This window comes from Thalassospira sp., assembly GCF_040218635.1.
GTDB lineage: Bacteria > Pseudomonadota > Alphaproteobacteria > Rhodospirillales > Thalassospiraceae > Thalassospira.
Map to the genome: position 1 here is coordinate 919,384 of NZ_JAVJRB010000012.1, position 18,774 is coordinate 938,157.

Below are 18,774 nucleotides of genomic sequence, written 5' to 3' on the forward strand. Positions count from 1 at the left end.
GAAAATGCGACAGCACAGCCCGAAACGCAAGCCGGAACTTGCGTTATATCATCACGGCTTGGTTAGTTTCCAATGATGGCGAAACTACGATGGTCTTAACATACAGCTTATAGCTCACCGAAAGCCCGCCTCACGGCAGGCCGCAATCAGGTCATCATTGACCGCATCATTGCCGATTGGTTGGTCGTTGAAGTAAACCCGGCCATTGCGATACGTGATCTTGCCAATACTTTGCTCCCCGCTCATACCATCGGGTGCATCGATGCCGGAATACTCAAAGAAATCCAGGGTCACAGGAAATTCGATCTCTTTGGGAAGTGATCTTAGAATGTTGCTTCCGCCATTCAAGTCCGCTGGTGCAACCGCATTTCCACGGACATCTACCCCGGGCTTATAGGCAACGTCTTCATCAGGTACATGACGAACCAGTGCCTTACAGGCCGAACGCGATACCGTGATCTTTGGTTGGGTGTCTTCAGCCCCATTCGATGGTGCAGCATCAGCCCCGCCCGTCGCACCATCCACTTGTGATGATGGAAACGGGGATTCGGCCTGTGCACTTGCATTGGAAGCCGGAATCCCAATCAACAGAATTGCGGAAGCAGCCCCTAATAGTCTGATTTTAATACTTGAAAATCGATTCAAAATAGGTTCGACCAATGCAATCTTATTCATCTTGTAGTTTCACCCTATTTGTGTGCGCCGCAGCATCGTTTCATTTGTGAAGTTTCGTCAAAACATCTTGCATAAAAATGAAACATGTGGCTTTTTAGTCCTCCGTTAACGGCGCAAGATCGTTGCGGTAGGCGTATCGCAGCCGCTCAAAAAATTGCGGGAGGCTTTGTTGCCAATAAGCATACAAGAAGCAGGCGCGACGTCGAAATAAAACCTGTGCTACGTGCCCAGGTCTTAGGAGGAAGTATAAAAAGATTACGGGAAAAACAGCTATAAAAATAGCATCTTAGCAAGATCCTTGTGATCTTGCTTTTTTTTTGGCCAAACGCCTTCTCGCATCAATTTGTGCAGATAAAAATGAAAAAAACCCCGCAGCATTTTGCGGGGTTTTGTTTTTGCCAAGATCGATGTGATCTTTCTATTGTGGTGGGCGAATTTCAATCATGCCACTGGTAATGACAAACCACGCCACCACCCATAAAATGCCTGAAATCGCACTTGTCGCCAGAACCTTTTTCCACATATGCGCTTGCTGCGGCGCGCCACTGTCATGGCCGGGTTCGACATTCTCGGTGCGCTTGACCCCTACTGGCAAAACCATAAATAGAACCAGCCACCAAATAACGATGTAAACCAGAAGTCCCGAAAACCAAGTCATGTAATTCTCTTTTCGATGGTGGAGGCGTTCTATTCATTGGCGCGGGTCGCTTACACGGCGATCATGTTGCCGGGCAATCAGACCTGTTCAAGTTCAACAAGTGTGCCGTTGAAATCCTTGGGATGGAGAAACAAGACAGGTTTTCCGTGTGCACCGATCTTGGGTTCACCATCCCCCAAAACCCGTGCACCACTTTCCAAAAGCTTATCGCGCGCAGACATGATGTCGTCGACTTCGTAGCAAACATGATGAATGCCACCAGAGGTGTTCTTTTCCAGAAAGCCCTTGATCGGTGAATTTTCACCCAATGGATACAGCAATTCGATCTTTGTGTTGGGCAATTCGACAAACACAACCGTGACACCGTGATCTGGTTCATCTTGCGGTTCGGAAACCTTGGCACCCAGCACATCGCGATATTGCGCGATGCCTGCTTCTAGATCCGGTACGGCAATGGCGACATGGTTCAGCCGTCCAATCATGGTCTTACTCCTGCAAATATGATCTGCCCGATCACGTCTAACTTAGGCCAGGGCCCGAACCAAGTTCAATTGCCCATTTCGTCGCATAACGCAGTAAGACCGCAGCCCCGGAATGGGGGGTGATTTTCAATTGTATGAGGATTAAAAATCACCCCTGTTCGTTCACACGAACCAGATGGACTTCGATCAAGGGACGTTTGCCAAGGCGCTGACGCACAGGACGGCGCAACGCCTGGCGCACAGCCAAAATCACTGCTGCATCATCAAGAACTTCATCATCGTTCAGTTGATCAACGCGATTGCTGATTTCGGCGGCAAAATGATTAAGTCGGATATCGTCATCCGGTTCATCATACAGGCTTGGTGCGGTGATCATTGGATCATTGACCATCTCGCCAAACTGATTAAGCACGATGGTGACAAACATCACACCGTTCCAGACAATGCGGTTACGGTTGCGGAACGTATTCGCATCCCGTTTAAGCAACCGCCCGCCATCAAGGGCAAGAACGCCAGCTTCGGCGATACCGATCACATGGGCATCGCCCGGTGACAGGCGAATAACCGTCCCATCGTGGGGAATAACCTGCTCAGGGATCTGACATTCAGCCCCCAAGGCCGCCTGTTCACATAAATGGCGGGTTTCGCCGTGAACTGGCACCAGAATTTTCGGGCGGGTCAGTTGATACATCCGCGTCAGGTCTTCACGTCCCGGATGGCCCGATACATGGATCGGTTCATCGCGGGCGGTAATGACCTTGATGCCGCGACGGATCAAAAGGTTCTGGACATAGCCAATTGCCTTTTCATTGCCCGGAATTTCCCGCGACGAAAAGACAACCGTATCCCCGGCATCAAGTTGAACCGTCGGGTGGTCCCCCTTGGCAATGCGCGACAATGCCGCACGCGGTTCGCCCTGTGATCCGGTACAAATCAAAAGCACCTGATCCTTGGGAACTTCCATGGCCACTTCGGCACTCAGAAGGTTGGGATATTCCGTCAGATAGCCAACTTCGCGGGCAACTTCGGTAACACGATCAAGCGAACGGCCGGCCAAACCAACACAGCGCCCGTTTTCATGGGCGGCTTCGATCACGGATTGAACGCGTGCAACGTTGGTGGCAAAGCAGGCAACTGCAATACGTCCTTGCGGATGCTCGGCAAACAAGGTGGACAGGTTTTTGGCGACTTCGCTTTCCGATCCGGTTTTGCCTTCGGAAAACACGTTGGTCGAATCACAGACCAAGGCAATGACACCTTCATCGCCCAGGGCTTCAAGCTTTTTGACATCCGATGCCTCGCCAATCTGCGGGTCGGGGTCGAATTTCCAGTCACCGGTATGAACAATCAATCCTTTTGGCGTACGAATGGCCAATGCATTCGGCTCAAGGATCGAGTGCGTCATAGTGACGAATTCAATGTCAAAGCATCCCAGCGTAAACCGCCCGCCCAGTTCGATCACGTGGATCGGCACCTGATCGGCAAAATCGGTTTCTGACAGTTTGGCTTTTAGAAATTCTGCGGCAAACGGCGTCGCATAGATCGGGCATTTCAGGCGCTTCCACAGATATGGTACGGCGCCAAGGTGATCTTCGTGCGCATGGGTCAGAACAAGGCCAAGCAGCTTGTCTTTGCGGTCTTCGATGAAGGCCGGATCAGGCATGACAACATCAACGCCCGGCAAGCCTTCCTCGCCAAAGGACACGCCCATATCGACCATAAGCCACTGATCATCATAGCCATAAAGGTTCATGTTCATGCCGATCTCGCCGGAACCGCCGAGCGGTACGAACAACACTTCGTCTTTTGGCAAATACAAATCCACGGACGGTAATCCTTTATCTTCGGCATTCTGATCAGGCGCGGGACATAGCATCCCCTACCCGGCGCAAGCCCTATTGAGCCTGATTGGCAGTCTTTTGGCTGTTGCGACGATAAATCATCAACAAGCCCAGCATGGTCAAATCGCCATTCAAATATTCAATCTCATCGACAGCCTTTGTAAATAACGGCGCAAGGCCACCAGTCGCAACAACCTTGATATGGTCGACATTCTGCTGTTTGCGGATACGCGACAGCAACCCTTCGATCATGGAGACATAACCCCAATAAACACCCGACTGCATCGCCTCGACCGTGTTCTTGCCGATGACATTGCGGGGTGCTTCGATGGCAACCATCGGCAATTGGGCCGCTGCCATGTGAAGTGCCTTGATCGACAGGTTTACCCCCGGTGCAATCACACCGCCAAGATAATCGCCATTGCCATCAACCACGTCAAAGGTCGTTGCCGTCCCAAAATCAAGAACAACCAACGGCCCACCAAACAACTCGTGCGCGGCAACCGCATTCACAAGACGGTCAGCACCGACTTCGCCGGGATTGTCCATAATGATCTTCATATCAAGATCAACATCCGGATCCCCGACCACCATCGGATCAACGTTGAAATAACTACGACACAGGGTCTTCAGGCTGAATTCTGCTGCTGGTACCACGGTTGCAATGATTGCACCAGTTATCGCATCAACCGGCACCCCTGACAGGGTAAACAGGTGATGAAGCCACACACCCAATTCATCGGCGGTGCGTTCGGTGGTTGTTGAACAACGCCATTGGCCTTTGATGGTATCGCCATCAAAAACCGCAAAGACAATGTTGGTATTCCCGGCGTCAATCGCAAGCAACATGATGCTTACAGGCCTCCGCTTCAAAGCAAGACAGGGTCATGACCCTGTTCATTCACGTCAGGTGGAAAAGAACACTTCTCCAGCCCCGATACGGTGCTCAACACCGCTATCATCTCTTAGGATAAGAGAACCATCATCATCAAGTCCGATGAAGGTTCCTTCAAGTTCGCGTTCGGTCAGGCGGGCAACAACCGGGTTGCCAATGCCATAACCGCGTATAAGCCACGCTTCGCGTATCGGTGTAAAGCCTTCGGTTTCCCATATCGGCAACCAATGTGCGACCCGCGCGATATAGGTCGAAACCAGATCATCAACCGAAACCGGCGCGCCAAGAGTTGCAAGCGAAGTTGCAGGGCGTTCGGAATCTTCGGGGAAGAAAGCAACATTCACCCCGGCCCCGATCACAAGATAATCGGTCGCCGATCCCTGATTTGAGGCACTTTCAAGCAAGATACCGCAAATCTTACGGCCATTGACCATCAGATCATTGGGCCATTTACAGTCCGGTCGCACCTGTTGTCCTGTTACGGTTTCAATCGCCTCGGCCATGGCAACCGCAATCAGGAATGTCAGGCGGGCTGCCTCGGCCAATGAACAGGTCGGGCGCAGTAACAAGGATGAATACAGGTTGCCAACAGGCGATGACCAATCCCGTCCGCGGCGTCCGCGGCCGGATGTCTGGCTTCTGGCTAAAACAAGGGCGCCACTTTGGGCGCCCTTGTCCGCGAGGCGCTTGGCCTCATCATTTGTGCTGTCGATCGCTTCCAGTTCGTGAAGGTAGAAACCTTCGGGAAGACGGATCGTTCGCGCTGTCATTCTTACTGTCCGAACAGTGAGGCGGCAGCAACAGCTGCGCTATCCATCAACGGATTCGGGAAGAAGACAAAGGCCAGAATGATGATCGTGGCAAACGCCATGATGACATTCATTTCCGTACCATTGCGATCAAACCCTTCGACCGGCTCATCGAAATACATGACCTTGATGATGCGCAGATAGTAATAGGCACTGACGACCGAGGTAACCAAACCAATGACAGCCAATGTCACAAGACCCGCATCAACCGCGGCCTTAAAGACATAGAACTTACCAAAGAAACCAGCCAGCGGTGGGATACCTGCCATCGAGAACATCAGAAGCGCGGTAACAGCAGCCATCAGCGGCTTGGTTTTGGCAAGACCGGCAAGGTCGGTAATTTCCTCGTTCATGCGGTTGTTACGACGCATGCACAGGATAACCGCAAAGGTGCCCAGGTTCATCACAAGGTAGATACCAAGATAAACCAGAATACCCGTCACACCGTCCCGCGTACCTGCCGCCAGACCAACAAGGGCAAACCCGACGTGACCGATGGACGAATACGCCATCAGACGTTTGATATTTTCCTGACGAAGGGCGGCAAACGAACCAATCACCATCGACAGGATAGAGATCAGAACAATGATCTGCTGCCAGTCTTCGACAATCCCGCCAAACGGACCGATTGCAACACGAATAAACAGTGCAAGACCGGCAATTTTCGGGGCAACTGCAAAGAAGGACGTGACCGGGGTCGGCGCACCTTCGTAAACGTCCGGGGTCCACATGTGGAACGGAACAGCAGAAACCTTAAAGCACAGACCGGCAAAGATGAATGCCAGACCAACCAGCGCACCAAGCGGACGTTCGCCACCCGAAAGGGTATCGGCAAGAACGCTGAAATTGGTGGTTCCGGTGAAACCGTAAACCATCGACATGCCATAGAGCAGAATGCCCGAGGCAATCGACCCAAGGATGAAGTATTTCAGGCCTGATTCCGTCGAACGCACCGTGTCGCGGCGGATTGCAGCAACAACGTAAAGTGCAAGCGACTGAAGTTCGAGACCAAGATACAGCGACAGCATATCGGTCGCCGATACCATCGCCATCATGCCAAGCGTAGCAAGAGTGATCAGGATCGGGAACTCGAACCGTGACATATTCTCACGTTCGGCAAAGTTCATCGCCATGATGATGCCGGTCGCAGAGCCAATCAGGATCATGACCTTGCAGAACTTGGCAAAAGCATCAGCACTGAACTGACCAAAGAAGGCATCGCCCCCCTCGCCGGTCACCACAAGGATAATCGTGATGACCTGGGCGGCAACCGCCAACCAGGACACAGTGCGGAACGCTTTGTCCTTGCCTGCGAAAACCCCAAGCATCAACAGAGCCAAGGCAGAAACTGCCATAAACATTTCGGGCAGTGCGGCCCCGAGGTTGAGCATAGAAACTCCCATGTTCATTCCCCTCAATTCGCGGCCAGCTGGGCGGCATTTGCCGCTGCAGCCTGGGCCGTTTCAACATGGTTGACGAGGTTCTCAACCGAAACATGCATGATGTCGAGGAAGGAGACCGGATAGACCCCCATCCAAAGGACGACAATCACCAACGGAGCAAAGATGATCCATTCACGCGGACTTAGATCGAGGATCGATTTCAGGTTTTCCTTGGTCAGGGCCCCGAAGATGATCCGACGATAAAGATACAGCGCATATGCCGCACCAAGGATCAGTCCGGTTGCCGCAAAGAACGCGACCCAGGTGTTGGCTTCAAACGCCCCCAACAATGTCAGGATTTCGCCAACAAACCCACCCGTCCCCGGAAGACCGACAGACGCCATGGTGAAGAACATGAAGATGAATGCGTATCCCGGCATCCGGTGAACCAGACCGCCATAGGCGTCGATTTCACGGGTATGGATGCGGTCATAGACAACACCAACACACAAGAACAGCGCACCGGAAACCACACCGTGGCTGAGCATCTGGAAGATCGAACCTTCGATACCATGCTGATTAAAGGTGAAAGCACCGATGGTCACGATCCCCATATGGGCAACCGACGAATATGCAATCAGCTTTTTCATGTCCTGCTGGGCGAGTGCCACCAGAGACGTATAAATGATTGCAACAATCGACAGCGTGAAGACAAGCGGCGCAAAGGTTTCAGATGCCAGCGGCATCATCGGCAGCGAGAAACGCAGGAAACCGTAACCACCCATTTTCAACAGCACGCCAGCCAGAATAACAGAACCGGCAGTCGGTGCTTCAACGTGGGCATCGGGAAGCCAGGTATGAACCGGCCACATCGGAACTTTAACAGCAAAGGATGCGAAGAAGGCCAGCCATAGCCAAAGCTGCATATTATAGTCGAACCCGTATTCCATCAGGGTCGGGATGTCGGTCGTGCCTGCTTCGAAATACATCGCCAGCAGCGCAACCAGCATCAGAACCGAGCCAAGAAGCGTATAAAGGAACAACTTGAATGCAGCGTAAACACGACGCTGACCGCCCCAGACACCGATGATGATAAACATCGGGATCAGAACGCCTTCGAAGAACAGATAGAACAACAAACCGTCAAGCGAGCTGAACATACCGACCATCATCGTTTCAAGAACGAGGAAGGCGATCATGTATTCCTTCACGCGCTTCTGAATTGCTTCCCATGCCGACAAAATACAAATCGGTGTCAGGAAGGTCGCAAGCAGGACGAACAGAACGGAAATACCGTCAACGCCCATGTGATAGGAAATGTTCAGACCCGGCATCCAGTCCGCCTGCTCGACGAACTGGAAATCTGCGGTCGTTGTGTCGAAATTCACCCACAGCATCAAAGATACAAGGAAGGTGAACCCCGAGGTCCAAAGCGCAACCCAACGGGAATTGCGGGCGACATTCGCCTCATCGCCATTGATCAGAAGCAGCAAGGCTGCACCGACCAGCGGCAAGAAGGTGACGATCGAAAGAATTGGCCAATCACTCATCGCCCGTTAACCCATCTTCCAAATTGTGTAGGAGACCAGCGCCGCAATGCCAATCAGCATCGCGAATGCATAGTGATAAACGAAACCACTCTGAATGGCGCTGACGCGACGTGCGATGTTACGGCAAGCCGCCGCCACACCATCCGGACCGCAACCATCAATGATGGCACCATCCCCTGACTTCCATAAGCCATAGCCCAGTGAAAAGGCCGGTTTTACGAAAATCTTGTCATAGAGTTCGTCAAAGTACCATTTGTTCAGAACGAAGCGGTACAGACCGTTAAAGGTGTTCGCCAACGTCCGTGGAAGCGACGGAACCAGTTTGTACATCACAACAGCAAGTGCAAAACCAGTGATCATCGCAACAAATGGTGCCAGCTTGACCCAGCCCGGAACATGGTGTGCATTTTCAAGCGCCTGATGGCCTTCTGCCATGAAGAGCGCGCCATTCCAGAAGGACAGCATTTCTTCATAGTCACCGCCACCGAACCAGTCTTTTGCAAACCAACCGGCAAAGATCGCACCGATGGTCAGGAACAAAAGCGGTCCCGTCATGATCGCCGGGCTTTCATGGACATGCGCCATGGTGCGTTCATCGGCACGCGGGGCACCAAAGAAGGTCATAAAGACCAGACGCCAGCTATAGAACGAGGTCATCAAGGCCGCAAGGATACCTGCCCAGAAGGCATAAAGACCAACACCGGTATGTGCCGCATAGGCACTTTCGATGACAAGGTCTTTGGAATAGAAGCCGGCAAGACCCGGAACACCGGTAATGGCCAACGTACCAACCATCATCACGGCAAAGGTCACCGGAACCATTTTCCAGATGCCGCCCATTTTGCGCATGTCCTGTTCATCCGACATTGCGTGGATGACCGAACCTGCACCAAGGAACAGCAGTGCTTTGAAGAAACCGTGCGTCATCAGGTGGAACACACCTGCCGAATAGGCCGACACGCCGCAGGCAAAGAACATATAGCCAAGCTGCGAACAGGTCGAGTATGCGATCACGCGTTTAATGTCGTTCTGCACACAGCCGATGGTCGCCGCAAAGAATGCCGTCGATGCACCGACAATGGTTACGATCATCAAGGTTGTTTCAGCATATTCAAAGATCGGCGACAGACGGGCGACCATGAACACACCAGCCGTCACCATGGTTGCCGCGTGAATAAGTGCGGAAACCGGGGTTGGGCCTTCCATTGCGTCTGGAAGCCAGGTGTGCAGGCCAAGCTGTGCCGATTTACCCATCGCGCCGATAAACAGCAGGAAGCAGGTAATTTCCAAGGCCGAGAACTCATAACCAAGGAACATCAAGGTCGATCCGGCGACTTCTTCGGCATTGGCAAAGATGACGTCGAACTGAACGCTATCGAACAGCACATAGACCGCAAAGATCCCCAGCGCAAAGCCAAAGTCACCAACACGGTTCACAAGGAACGCCTTGATCGCAGCGGCAGATGCCGATGGCTTGGAATACCAGAAACCGATCAGAAGATAGGATGCCAGACCAACGCCTTCCCAACCGAAGAACAGCTGGATCAGGTTGTCTGCGGTAATCAGCATCAGCATCGCAAAGGTGAACAGGCTGAGATACGCCATAAAGCGCGGCTTGTCCGGGTCATGCGACATATAGCCGATGGAATAGATATGAACCATCGAGGAAACGCCGGTCACAACAATCAGCATCACACAGGTCAGCGTATCAATACGCAGCGCCCAGGACGCATCAAAGTTGCCCGAAGAAATCCAGGTGAACAGTTCAATCGTTACCGGGTTACCGCCAAGGGCAACATCGACAAAGGCAAAGATGGAAATAATAAAGGAAATTACAACACCGCAAACGGTGACAAGCTGTGCCACGCGATCGCCGGACGAAACACCATGATGATGATGACCATGCGCATCATGCGGAGCATCCTTCGATGTCGACATGGCGCCAACAAGCGTGATGGTCCCGGCGATGGCTGCCGCGATCAGGGGCAGGAATACAATCAGCGGATACATATCTGCCTTACCCCTTCATCATGTTGATGTCTTCGACCGCGATGGTGCCGCGGTTACGGAAATAGACGACCAGGATCGCCAGACCAATTGCCGCTTCAGCCGCCGCAACCGTCAGAACGAAGATGGTAAAGACCTGTCCAACAAGGTCGCCAAGGAATGACGAGAACGAGACAAGGTTGATATTGACTGCCAGCAGCATCAGCTCGATTGACATCATGATGATGATGACGTTCTTACGGTTCATGAAGATGCCGAAGATCCCGAGCGTGAAAAGGATCGCCGCGACGGTCAGATAATGTGCAAGACCGATTTCCATCAGATCCCCCTTCCAACCTGGACTTTTTTGATTTCAAGCGTATCAGCGCGGGTACGCTTGATCTGCTCGGAGATATTCTGACGGCGGACACCTTCACGGTGACGCAGCGTCAAGACAATTGCCCCGATCATCGCAACAAGCAGAACCAGACCAGCCGCCTGGAAGATGTATACGTAATCGGTGTAAATCAATTGGCCGAGCGCCTCTACGTTGGTCACACCGACGGGTGTCGGCTGCGCAAGTACCGCGACCGCCTCATCGGTAAGAGTCCAACCTGCGCCAACAAGTGCCAGTTCGACAAACAGAACAACTGCGATCAGAACCCCGATCGGCAAGTAGTTCAGGAAACCCTGGCGCATCTCAACAAAGTTGATGTCCAGCATCATCACAACGAACAGGAACAAGACCGCAACCGCGCCGACATAAACGACGACGAGAAGCATGGCGAGAAACTCGGCACCCAGCAGAACGAAAAGTCCCGCTGCGTTAAAGAATGTCAAGATCAGCAACAATACCGAATGCACCGGGTTGCGAACGGTCACAACCGCAGTCGCAGACAAAACCGCGACGGTAGCAAACAAGTAAAAAGCCAAAGCCTGTACGACCATAAGGTACCCCCTTGGCGAGCCGTTGACGCCCTTTTGGCAAACAACGGCCCATAACTCTCTTTCTAACGATCAGACGCGACACTTACCGGTAAGGTGCGTCTGCCTCCAATCGTGCGGCAAGCTCGGCTTCCCAGCGCTCGCCGTTTTCAAGAAGCTTGTCCTTGTCATAGAACAGCTCCTCGCGGTTTTCGGTTGCGAACTCGAAGTTCGGACCTTCGACGATGGCATCTACCGGGCAGGCTTCTTCGCAGAAACCACAATAGATGCATTTCGTCATATCAATGTCGTAGCGGGTTGTACGACGCGAACCATCGTCACGCGGCTCCACCTCGATGGTGATGGCCTGTGCCGGGCAGATTGCTTCGCACAGCTTACAGGCAATGCAGCGCTCTTCCCCGTTGGGATAGCGGCGCAGGGCGTGTTCGCCACGGAAACGCGGGCTCAGCGGACCTTTTTCATACGGGTAGTTCAGCGTCACTTTTGGCTTGAACATATATTTCAAGGTGAGCGCCATACCCGATACGAGTTCCACGAGCAGGAAGCTCCGGGCCGTCCGATCAATAAATGACATCGTTTACCTCTCTCTTTCCGATGCGCGGCGATCAGGCCGGGACCTTGTCAAATACAACGAGGAACGTGGCAACCAGCATGACCCAGGCGAACGACAGCGGCAGGAAGATTTTCCAGCCCAGACGCATCAGTTGGTCATAGCGGTAACGCGGGAATGTTGCACGCACCCACAAGAAGATGAACAGAACGAAACAGATCTTCAGAATGAACCAGATCGCCCCGGGGATGAATTCAAGGAACGGCAACGGCGCGGTCCAACCACCCAGGAACAGAATGGCACAGAGGCCACTCATCAGGATCATGTTTGCGTATTCACCCAGGAAGAACAGCGCAAAGGTCATTGCCGAATAATCGACGTTATAACCAGATACCAGTTCGGCCTCAGCTTCGGGAAGGTCAAACGGTGCGCGGTTGGTTTCTGCCAGAATGGACACGATGAAGACGATGAACATCGGGAAGTGATAAACGAAGTTCCACTCCCACATGCCGCCAACCTGACCGCGGACGATGTCGCTCAAATTCAGGGAACCGGTGGTCAACAGAACCGAAATGATGATCAGGCCAATCGAAATCTCGTACGAAACCATCTGGGCGCCGGAACGCAGCGCGCCAAGAAATGCGTATTTGGAGTTCGATGCCCAACCGGCCATCACGATGCCGTAAACACCCAGCGAAGAAATCGCAAAAATATAAAGGATACCAACGTTCAAATCCGCCAGAACCATGCCCTCGTCGAACGGAATAACCGCCCAGGCAATGATCGCCAGAATGAATGTCAGCATCGGGGCGATGATAAACACGCCCTTGTTCGCGCTGCTCGGAATGATTGTTTCTTTCAGAAACAGCTTCAGACCATCAGCAAGCGGTTGCAAAAGGCCAAACGGCCCCACAACGTTCGGGCCTTTACGGAGCTGAATAGCACCGATGACCTTACGCTCTGCGTAGGTCAGATAAGCGACAGCAACCAGCAGCGGGACCACAATCGCCAAAATCTTGGCGACGATCCAGACTACCGGTTCAATATATCCGTCCCAAAGAAGTTCCATCGGTCAAACCGTATCTTTTGCGTTTCGTCCCTGAATTGGGACACCCCCTTGCGGGATGGGCGACGATCAGATCGCCGCCCCCCTTACTCAGGCAACCTTCTCGGCAGCCGCTTCTTTAACAAAGGCCTCAGTACATTTGGCCATTGTTACCGATGCACGACTGATCGGGTCGGTCATATAGAAATTGCGAACCGGCGATACGAAGCCTTCCGGCTTCATGTCACCTGCTTTACCGAAATCGGTCCATTCGGCCTTGGATGGAACATTCAGCGACGCAAAGGTCGGGCTGATTTCCACCATGCGGGCGCGAACAGCATCGATATTATCGTACGGCAGGGTCATATCCAGTGCGCCCGAAAGTGCACGAACAATCGTCCAGTCTTCACGTGCATCACCCAGCGGGAAGATTGCGCGCCAGCCCTGCTGTGCACGGCCTTCGGTGTTGACGTAAGTCCCGTTCTTTTCGGTATAGGCAGCACCGGGCAGAATGACATCTGCGGCCTGTGCGCCGGCATCGCCCATCGCACCCTGGTAAATGACAAATGCCTTTTCCAGTTTGCTGGTGTCGACTTCATCAGCCCCCAACAGATAGACAACTTTGACATCGCCTTTTGCAGCACCATCAAGAATGTCGTTGGTTGCCAGACCGCCCTTACCCGGGACAAAGCCCAGATCAAGGCCGCCGACACGCGATGCGGCGGTGTGCAGAACGTTAAAGCCGTTCCATTCACCAGAAACCATACCGAATTTCTCGGCAATCGCACGGGTAGCCGCCAGAACAGCATCGCCATCTTCACGGTTCAAAGCGCCCATGCCGACAATGATCATCGGTTTATCAGCCGCTTTGAGAAGCTTGGCGAAGTCGTTCTTGCCATCAAGAATTTCTGCAAGGGTGTCCGGACCTGCGCCAAGATAATCGGTCTTGAAGGTCGGATCCCATTTCTCGCCAATGATCCCGAGTTTGAAATCACCAGCCGTCGCACGCCAGCGCTTACGCAGGCGGGAATTAATGATCGGCGCTTCAGCACGCACATTCGCACCAACGACCAAGCAGACATCTGCTTCATCGATGCCCGAAATCGTGCTGTTGAAGATGTAAGAACCGCGTGGGCCACCAATTTTGGAGCCATCCTGACGGCAATCAAGGTTCGGCGAACCGAGTTTCCCCATCAGGTCTTTCAACGCAGTCATGGATTCACAATCAACCGTGTCCCCGGCGATGGCTGCAATCTGTTTGCCATCCAGCCCGGAAACCTTTGCCTTGATCGCGGCAAATGCTTCGTCCCAGCTTGCAGGCTGGAGTTTGCCATTCACGCGAACATATGGACGGTCAAGACGCTGACGCTTCAGACCATCAATGGCATAACGGGTTTTGTCCGAAATCCATTCTTCGTTGATGTCTTCGTTGGTGCGCGGAAGCACACGAAGAACTTCGCCGGTACGCGCATCAATACGAATGTTCGACCCAACCGCGTCCATCACATCGACGCTGTCGGTCTTTTTCAATTCCCACGGACGTGCGGTGAACGCATACGGTTTGGACGTCAAGGCGCCAACCGGGCAAAGATCAATCAGGTTCCCCGAAAGTTCGGAGTTGATCGATGCTTCGATATACGGTCCGACCTCGGTGTCTTCGCCACGATAGACAGCACCCATGGTGCCGACACCTGCGACTTCCTCGGAGAAACGAACGCAACGTGTGCAGTGAATGCAGCGCGTCATGATCGTTTTTACGATCGGGCCAAGTTCTTTGTCTTTGACCGCACGCTTTTTCTCAGCGTAGCGCGATGAACCACACCCATAGGCCATTGCCTGGTCCTGTAGGTCACATTCACCGCCCTGATCACAGATCGGGCAATCTAGCGGGTGGTTGATCAGCAGGAATTCCATAACGCCGCTGCGTGCTTTATGCACCAGCGGGGAATCCGTTTTGATCACCATTCCATCTGCAGCAGGCATGGCACAGGACGCGACCGGCTTGGGCGCGCGTTCCATTTCAACCAGACACATACGGCAGTTACCGGCGATTGACAGGCGCTCGTGATAGCAGAAACGCGGGATTTCCTTACCGGCCTCTTCACAGGCCTGCAGAACAGTCGCCCCGGCTTCTACTTCAACTTCTATACCGTCAACTGTTAGTTTCGGCATGTCTCAATCCCTCTCAACAGGCCCCTCTCAGGCCGCGATCCGCGCGCGATATTCCTTGATCCGACGTTCCATTTCGGGACGGAAATGTCGGATAAGGCCCTGAATAGGCCATGCGGCTGCATCGCCAAGCGCACAAATGGTGTGGCCTTCGACCTGTTTGGTCACATCCCACAACATATCAATTTCATCAAGCGTGGCCTGACCGCGAACCATGCGCGACATAATACGTGCCATCCACCCCGTACCTTCACGGCACGGCGTGCACTGACCACAGCTTTCATGTTTGTAGAATTCCGACAGACGCGCGATCGCGTAAACAATGTCCGTGGACTTGTCCATGACGATCACGGCCGCCGTACCAAGACCCGACCCCACTTCACGCAGGCCATCAAAGTCCATCAATACGTTGTCGCAAACATCTTTCGGCATCAACGGAACCGAAGAACCGCCCGGAATAACCGCCAGAAGATTATCCCAGCCGCCGCGAACGCCACCACAATGCTTGTCGATCAGTTCACGCAGCGGAATGCTCATTGCTTCTTCCACGGTGCACGGCTTTTCGACGTGACCGGAAATGGCAAACAGCTTGGTCCCGTGGTTATTCTCACGGCCAAAGCTTGAGAACCATGAGCCGCCACGACGCAGAATGGTCGGAACCGCTGCGATACTTTCAACATTGTTGACCGTGGTCGGGCAACCATACAAACCGGCATTCGCCGGGAATGGTGGCTTAAGACGCGGCTGACCTTTTTTACCTTCAAGGCTTTCAATCAGGGCTGTTTCTTCGCCACAGATATAAGCACCCGCCCCAAGATGGACGTAAAGGTCAAAGTCCCAACCAGAACCACAGGCATTCTTGCCAAGGAAACCGGCTTCGTATGCCTGATCAATCGCGATCTGCAGGTTCGATGCTTCGTGATAGAACTCACCACGGATATAGATATATCCGGCATGTGCGTTCATCGCGACAGCAGCCAACAGGCAGCCTTCAATCAATGTATGCGGATCATTACGCATGATCTCGCGGTCTTTACAGGTGCCCGGCTCGCCTTCGTCAGCATTGACGACAAGATAGCTCGGACGACCATCGGATTCTTTGGGCATGAACGACCATTTAAGGCCGGTCGGGAAGCCTGCGCCCCCACGACCGCGCATCCCCGATGATTTCATTTCATCGATGATCCAGTCGCGGCCTTTTTCGATCAGCCCCTTGGTCCCGTCCCAGTTACCACGTGCCTGTGCACCTTTAAGACCGAAGTCCTGAAAACCATACAGGTTGGTAAAGATACGATCCTTATCCTGCAGCATATCAGGCGTCCCCTTTGCTTGCATCGGCATCCTGCGGGGCTGCACCGCAGCCACAGAATGCTTTCAGAACCTTCGGACCATCAATCGGCTCACACCCTTTGCGGCCGCTTTGCGGGCCAACTTTAGGTTTCTCACCTTTTTTCAAGGTATCGAGGATTGCCTTGGTCGTATCGGCGGTCAGGTCTTCGTAGAAATCGTCGTTGATCTGCATCATCGGCGCATTCACACACGCGCCAAGGCATTCAACTTCAATCATGGTAAAAAGACCATCTTCAGTGGTCTCGCCGATGCCGATGCCAAGTTCCTTTTTGCAGGTCTCGACAACGTCGGCAGAACCGCGAAGCCAGCACGGCGTCGTGGTGCAAACCTGGATGAAATTCTTACCGACCGGGGCAAGATTATACATCGTATAGAAGGTTGCGACCTCGTAGACACGAATGGCCGGCATTTCGAGCATGTCTGCAATGTAATCCATTGCGACAGTCGGAACCCAGTTGCCTTCGGTCTGACGCTGGGCCAGATCAAGCAACGGCATAACCGCGCTCTGCTGGCGGCCTTCCGGATACTTGGTGATGATCTTCTTTGCTTTTTCCATATATTCCGGAGTGAAAGCAAAGCTGACAGGTTGAAGCTCTTTCGGAGCTGGTCTTCTTACATGGCTCATCGGTCAATCTCACCGAAAACGATATCTAGCGACCCGATATTGGCAACGACGTCGGCCAACATGTGACCTTTGGACATAAAGTCGATGGCCTGAAGGTGCGGGAACCCGGGTGCGCGGATTTTGCAGCGATACGGACGGTTCGAGCCATCCGAAACAAGATACACACCAAACTCGCCCTTTGGTGCCTCGACCGCGGCATAGCATTCGCCAGCCGGAACGTGGAACCCTTCGGTGAAGAGTTTGAAGTGATGGATAAGTGCTTCCATCGAACGCTTCATTTCGGCGCGCGACGGTGGAGCCACCTTGTTATTTTCAACAATAACAGGACCATCAGGCATATTTTTGATGGCCTGCTTGATGATTTTCAGTGACTGCCACATCTCTTCAAAGCGAACAAGGAAGCGATCATAGCAATCGCCGTTCTTGCCGACAGGAATGTCGAAGTCGAATTCTTCATACGAATCATATGGCTGCGATTTACGCAGATCCCATGCCAGACCCGATGCGCGAATGTTCGGACCGGTAAAGCCCCAATCAAGGGCCTCTTCCGCCGTCACAGTTCCGATATCGACCGTACGCTGTTTAAAGATACGGTTGCCGACCAGAACGCGATCAAAGTCATTCATGAAGATGTCGTATTGATCTGCCCACGCGTCAATGTCTTCAAGAAGACCTGCCGGAAGATCAGCAGCAACACCGCCCGGACGGAAATAGTTGGCGTGAAGACGGGCACCACAGGCGCGCTCATAGAATTCCATGAGTTTTTCACGTTCTTCGAAGCCCCACAGAAGCGGAGTCATCGCGCCAACGTCCAGTGCGAACGCGGTCAAGTTCAGAATGTGGTTCAGGATACGACCGATTTCCGCATACAGAACACGGATATACTGCGCACGCTTGGGCACTTCGATGCCCATCAGCTTTTCGATGGCCAGGCAATAAGCATGCTCCTGGTTCATCGGCGCAACATAATCAAGACGGTCGAAGTACGGCGTTGCCTGAATATAGGTCTTATATTCGATCAGCTTTTCCGTACCACGATGCAAAAGACCAATATGCGGGTCGGAACGTTCGACAACTTCGCCGTCCATTTCCAGAACCAAACGCAAAACCCCGTGCGCCGCAGGGTGCTGCGGGCCGAAGTTCATGGTCATATTTTTAATTTTTTGTTCGGACATCAGGCTTTGCCCTCCGCCTTTTCATCACCCGGAAGAACATGCTGGATGCCTTCCCATGGGCTTTCGAAATCGAAATTGCGGAAATCCTGAACCAGTTTCACCGGCTCGTAGACAACGCGCTTTTGCTCATCGTCATAACGAACTTCGACATAACCGGTCAGCGGGAAATCCTTACGCAGCGGATGACCTTCAAAACCATAATCGGTCAGGATACGACGGGGATCTGGATGATCGGCAAAGAAGATACCGTACATATCCCATGCTTCGCGCTCGAACCAATTGGCGGCGCTGAAAAGCGGAACACAGCTTTGTACCGGTGTTTCTTCGTCGGTGCGGACCTTCACACGAATGCGCAGGTTATGTTTAAGCGACAACAGGTGATACACGACATCAAAACGTTCAACACGTTCCGGATAATCGGCACCACAAACATCGATAAGCTGCTTGAACAAGCAGCCGGTATCGTCCCGAAGGAACGTCAGAACTTTTAGAATATCATCGCGCTTGGCGACGATGGTCAGCTCGCCGTAACGAATCTCGCTTTCGAGAATTTCGTTCGCAAGCTGGGACACCACAAGATCTTTAAGATCATTCAATGCGGCGCTGTTATCGCTGAGCAGTTCGCTCATGCAAGCCC

General features: G+C 52.9%; 18 protein-coding genes. All 18 read right to left on the reverse strand.

Going from position 1 to position 18,774, the window contains the following annotated elements; genetic code table 11:
* Positions 1–114: 114 nt before the first annotated feature.
* The 18 genes from RIC05_RS18240 to RIC05_RS18325 all read right to left on the reverse strand — a co-directional run bounded on the left by RIC05_RS18240 (position 115) and on the right by RIC05_RS18325 (position 18,766).
* Positions 115–588: a hypothetical protein gene (locus RIC05_RS18240; protein WP_350045984.1), complete on the reverse strand. Its 474-nt coding sequence runs from the start codon at positions 586–588 to the stop codon at positions 115–117.
* A gap of 505 nt (positions 589–1,093) precedes the next feature.
* Positions 1,094–1,333 (reverse strand): DUF1467 family protein, encoded by a 240-nt coding sequence (locus tag RIC05_RS18245; protein ID WP_350044206.1) that lies wholly within the window; start codon positions 1,331–1,333, stop codon positions 1,094–1,096.
* 77 nt (positions 1,334–1,410) lie between these two features.
* The gene (gene mce / locus RIC05_RS18250) at positions 1,411–1,815 is read right to left on the reverse strand and encodes a methylmalonyl-CoA epimerase (RefSeq protein ID WP_350045985.1); all 405 of its coding nucleotides are present in this window, start codon (positions 1,813–1,815) and stop codon (positions 1,411–1,413) included.
* A gap of 148 nt (positions 1,816–1,963) precedes the next feature.
* Entirely contained in the window at positions 1,964–3,640 is a 1,677-nt protein-coding gene (locus tag RIC05_RS18255) for a ribonuclease J (RefSeq protein ID WP_350044204.1), read from the reverse strand.
* Positions 3,641–3,710: 70 nt separating this feature from the next.
* Entirely contained in the window at positions 3,711–4,505 is a 795-nt protein-coding gene (locus tag RIC05_RS18260; RefSeq protein ID WP_350045986.1) for a type III pantothenate kinase, read from the reverse strand.
* Between the two features lie 57 nt (positions 4,506–4,562).
* A complete protein-coding gene (locus RIC05_RS18265; RefSeq protein ID WP_350044202.1) occupies positions 4,563–5,321 on the reverse strand; it encodes a biotin--[acetyl-CoA-carboxylase] ligase in 759 nt (252 codons plus the stop codon).
* Between the two features lie 2 nt (positions 5,322–5,323).
* Entirely contained in the window at positions 5,324–6,763 is a 1,440-nt protein-coding gene (gene nuoN / locus RIC05_RS18270) for an NADH-quinone oxidoreductase subunit NuoN (protein WP_502989558.1), read from the reverse strand.
* 11 nt (positions 6,764–6,774) lie between these two features.
* Positions 6,775–8,292 carry an NADH-quinone oxidoreductase subunit M gene (locus tag RIC05_RS18275; RefSeq protein ID WP_350045987.1) on the reverse strand — a complete coding sequence of 506 codons (1,518 nt, stop codon included), beginning with the start codon at positions 8,290–8,292 and terminating at the stop codon, positions 6,775–6,777.
* Positions 8,293–8,298: 6 nt separating this feature from the next.
* Positions 8,299–10,302 (reverse strand): NADH-quinone oxidoreductase subunit L, encoded by a 2,004-nt coding sequence (gene nuoL, locus RIC05_RS18280; RefSeq protein WP_350044200.1) that lies wholly within the window; start codon positions 10,300–10,302, stop codon positions 8,299–8,301.
* A gap of 7 nt (positions 10,303–10,309) precedes the next feature.
* Positions 10,310–10,618 carry an NADH-quinone oxidoreductase subunit NuoK gene (gene nuoK / locus RIC05_RS18285; RefSeq protein WP_350044199.1) on the reverse strand — a complete coding sequence of 103 codons (309 nt, stop codon included), beginning with the start codon at positions 10,616–10,618 and terminating at the stop codon, positions 10,310–10,312.
* On the reverse strand, positions 10,618–11,226 hold the full coding sequence (locus RIC05_RS18290; RefSeq protein ID WP_350044198.1) for an NADH-quinone oxidoreductase subunit J: 609 nt from the start codon (positions 11,224–11,226) through the stop codon (positions 10,618–10,620). Before RIC05_RS18290 ends, nuoK begins: the two co-directional genes overlap by 1 nt.
* 82 nt (positions 11,227–11,308) lie before the next feature.
* A complete protein-coding gene (gene nuoI / locus RIC05_RS18295) occupies positions 11,309–11,797 on the reverse strand; it encodes an NADH-quinone oxidoreductase subunit NuoI (protein ID WP_350044197.1) in 489 nt (162 codons plus the stop codon).
* 31 nt (positions 11,798–11,828) lie between these two features.
* Entirely contained in the window at positions 11,829–12,842 is a 1,014-nt protein-coding gene (nuoH, locus tag RIC05_RS18300; protein WP_350045988.1) for an NADH-quinone oxidoreductase subunit NuoH, read from the reverse strand.
* An 87-nt stretch (positions 12,843–12,929) separates the two neighbouring features.
* Complete coding sequence (gene nuoG, locus RIC05_RS18305) at positions 12,930–14,990, reverse strand: NADH-quinone oxidoreductase subunit NuoG (RefSeq protein WP_350045989.1); 2,061 nt, start codon at positions 14,988–14,990, stop codon at positions 12,930–12,932.
* Between the two features lie 27 nt (positions 14,991–15,017).
* Positions 15,018–16,298 (reverse strand): NADH-quinone oxidoreductase subunit NuoF, encoded by a 1,281-nt coding sequence (gene nuoF / locus RIC05_RS18310; protein WP_350044194.1) that lies wholly within the window; start codon positions 16,296–16,298, stop codon positions 15,018–15,020.
* Position 16,299: 1 nt separating this feature from the next.
* Positions 16,300–16,962, reverse strand: coding sequence for an NADH-quinone oxidoreductase subunit NuoE (nuoE, locus tag RIC05_RS18315; protein WP_350045990.1), 663 nt, complete (start codon positions 16,960–16,962; stop codon positions 16,300–16,302).
* Entirely contained in the window at positions 16,959–18,137 is a 1,179-nt protein-coding gene (locus RIC05_RS18320; RefSeq protein ID WP_350045991.1) for an NADH-quinone oxidoreductase subunit D, read from the reverse strand. The genes nuoE and RIC05_RS18320 overlap by 4 nt, the downstream gene beginning before the upstream one ends.
* Complete coding sequence (locus tag RIC05_RS18325) at positions 18,137–18,766, reverse strand: NADH-quinone oxidoreductase subunit C (protein WP_350042341.1); 630 nt, start codon at positions 18,764–18,766, stop codon at positions 18,137–18,139. Before RIC05_RS18325 ends, RIC05_RS18320 begins: the two co-directional genes overlap by 1 nt.
* Positions 18,767–18,774: the final 8 nt, after the last annotated feature.

Excerpts from the sequence above, each read along its gene's own strand:
- nuoE (WP_350045990.1), bottom strand. The coding sequence starts at position 16,962 with ATGAGCCATGTAAGAAGACCAGCTCCGAAAGAGCTTCAACCTGTCAGC.
- RIC05_RS18260 (WP_350045986.1), bottom strand. The coding sequence starts at position 4,505 with ATGTTGCTTGCGATTGACGCCGGGAATACCAACATTGTCTTTGCGGTT.
- RIC05_RS18245 (WP_350044206.1), bottom strand. The coding sequence starts at position 1,333 with ATGACTTGGTTTTCGGGACTTCTGGTTTACATCGTTATTTGGTGGCTG.
- nuoI (WP_350044197.1), bottom strand. The coding sequence starts at position 11,797 with ATGTCATTTATTGATCGGACGGCCCGGAGCTTCCTGCTCGTGGAACTC.
- RIC05_RS18290 (WP_350044198.1), bottom strand. The coding sequence starts at position 11,226 with ATGGTCGTACAGGCTTTGGCTTTTTACTTGTTTGCTACCGTCGCGGTT.
- RIC05_RS18265 (WP_350044202.1), bottom strand. The coding sequence starts at position 5,321 with ATGACAGCGCGAACGATCCGTCTTCCCGAAGGTTTCTACCTTCACGAA.
- nuoH (WP_350045988.1), bottom strand. The coding sequence starts at position 12,842 with ATGGAACTTCTTTGGGACGGATATATTGAACCGGTAGTCTGGATCGTC.
- nuoF (WP_350044194.1), bottom strand. The coding sequence starts at position 16,298 with ATGCTGCAGGATAAGGATCGTATCTTTACCAACCTGTATGGTTTTCAG.
- nuoL (WP_350044200.1), bottom strand. The coding sequence starts at position 10,302 with ATGTATCCGCTGATTGTATTCCTGCCCCTGATCGCGGCAGCCATCGCC.
- RIC05_RS18320 (WP_350045991.1), bottom strand. The coding sequence starts at position 18,137 with ATGTCCGAACAAAAAATTAAAAATATGACCATGAACTTCGGCCCGCAG.
- mce (WP_350045985.1), bottom strand. The coding sequence starts at position 1,815 with ATGATTGGACGGCTGAACCATGTCGCCATTGCCGTACCGGATCTAGAA.
- nuoN (WP_502989558.1), bottom strand. The coding sequence starts at position 6,763 with ATGGGAGTTTCTATGCTCAACCTCGGGGCCGCACTGCCCGAAATGTTT.
- nuoK (WP_350044199.1), bottom strand. The coding sequence starts at position 10,618 with ATGGAAATCGGTCTTGCACATTATCTGACCGTCGCGGCGATCCTTTTC.
- nuoG (WP_350045989.1), bottom strand. The coding sequence starts at position 14,990 with ATGCCGAAACTAACAGTTGACGGTATAGAAGTTGAAGTAGAAGCCGGG.
- RIC05_RS18275 (WP_350045987.1), bottom strand. The coding sequence starts at position 8,292 with ATGAGTGATTGGCCAATTCTTTCGATCGTCACCTTCTTGCCGCTGGTC.
- RIC05_RS18325 (WP_350042341.1), bottom strand. The coding sequence starts at position 18,766 with ATGAGCGAACTGCTCAGCGATAACAGCGCCGCATTGAATGATCTTAAA.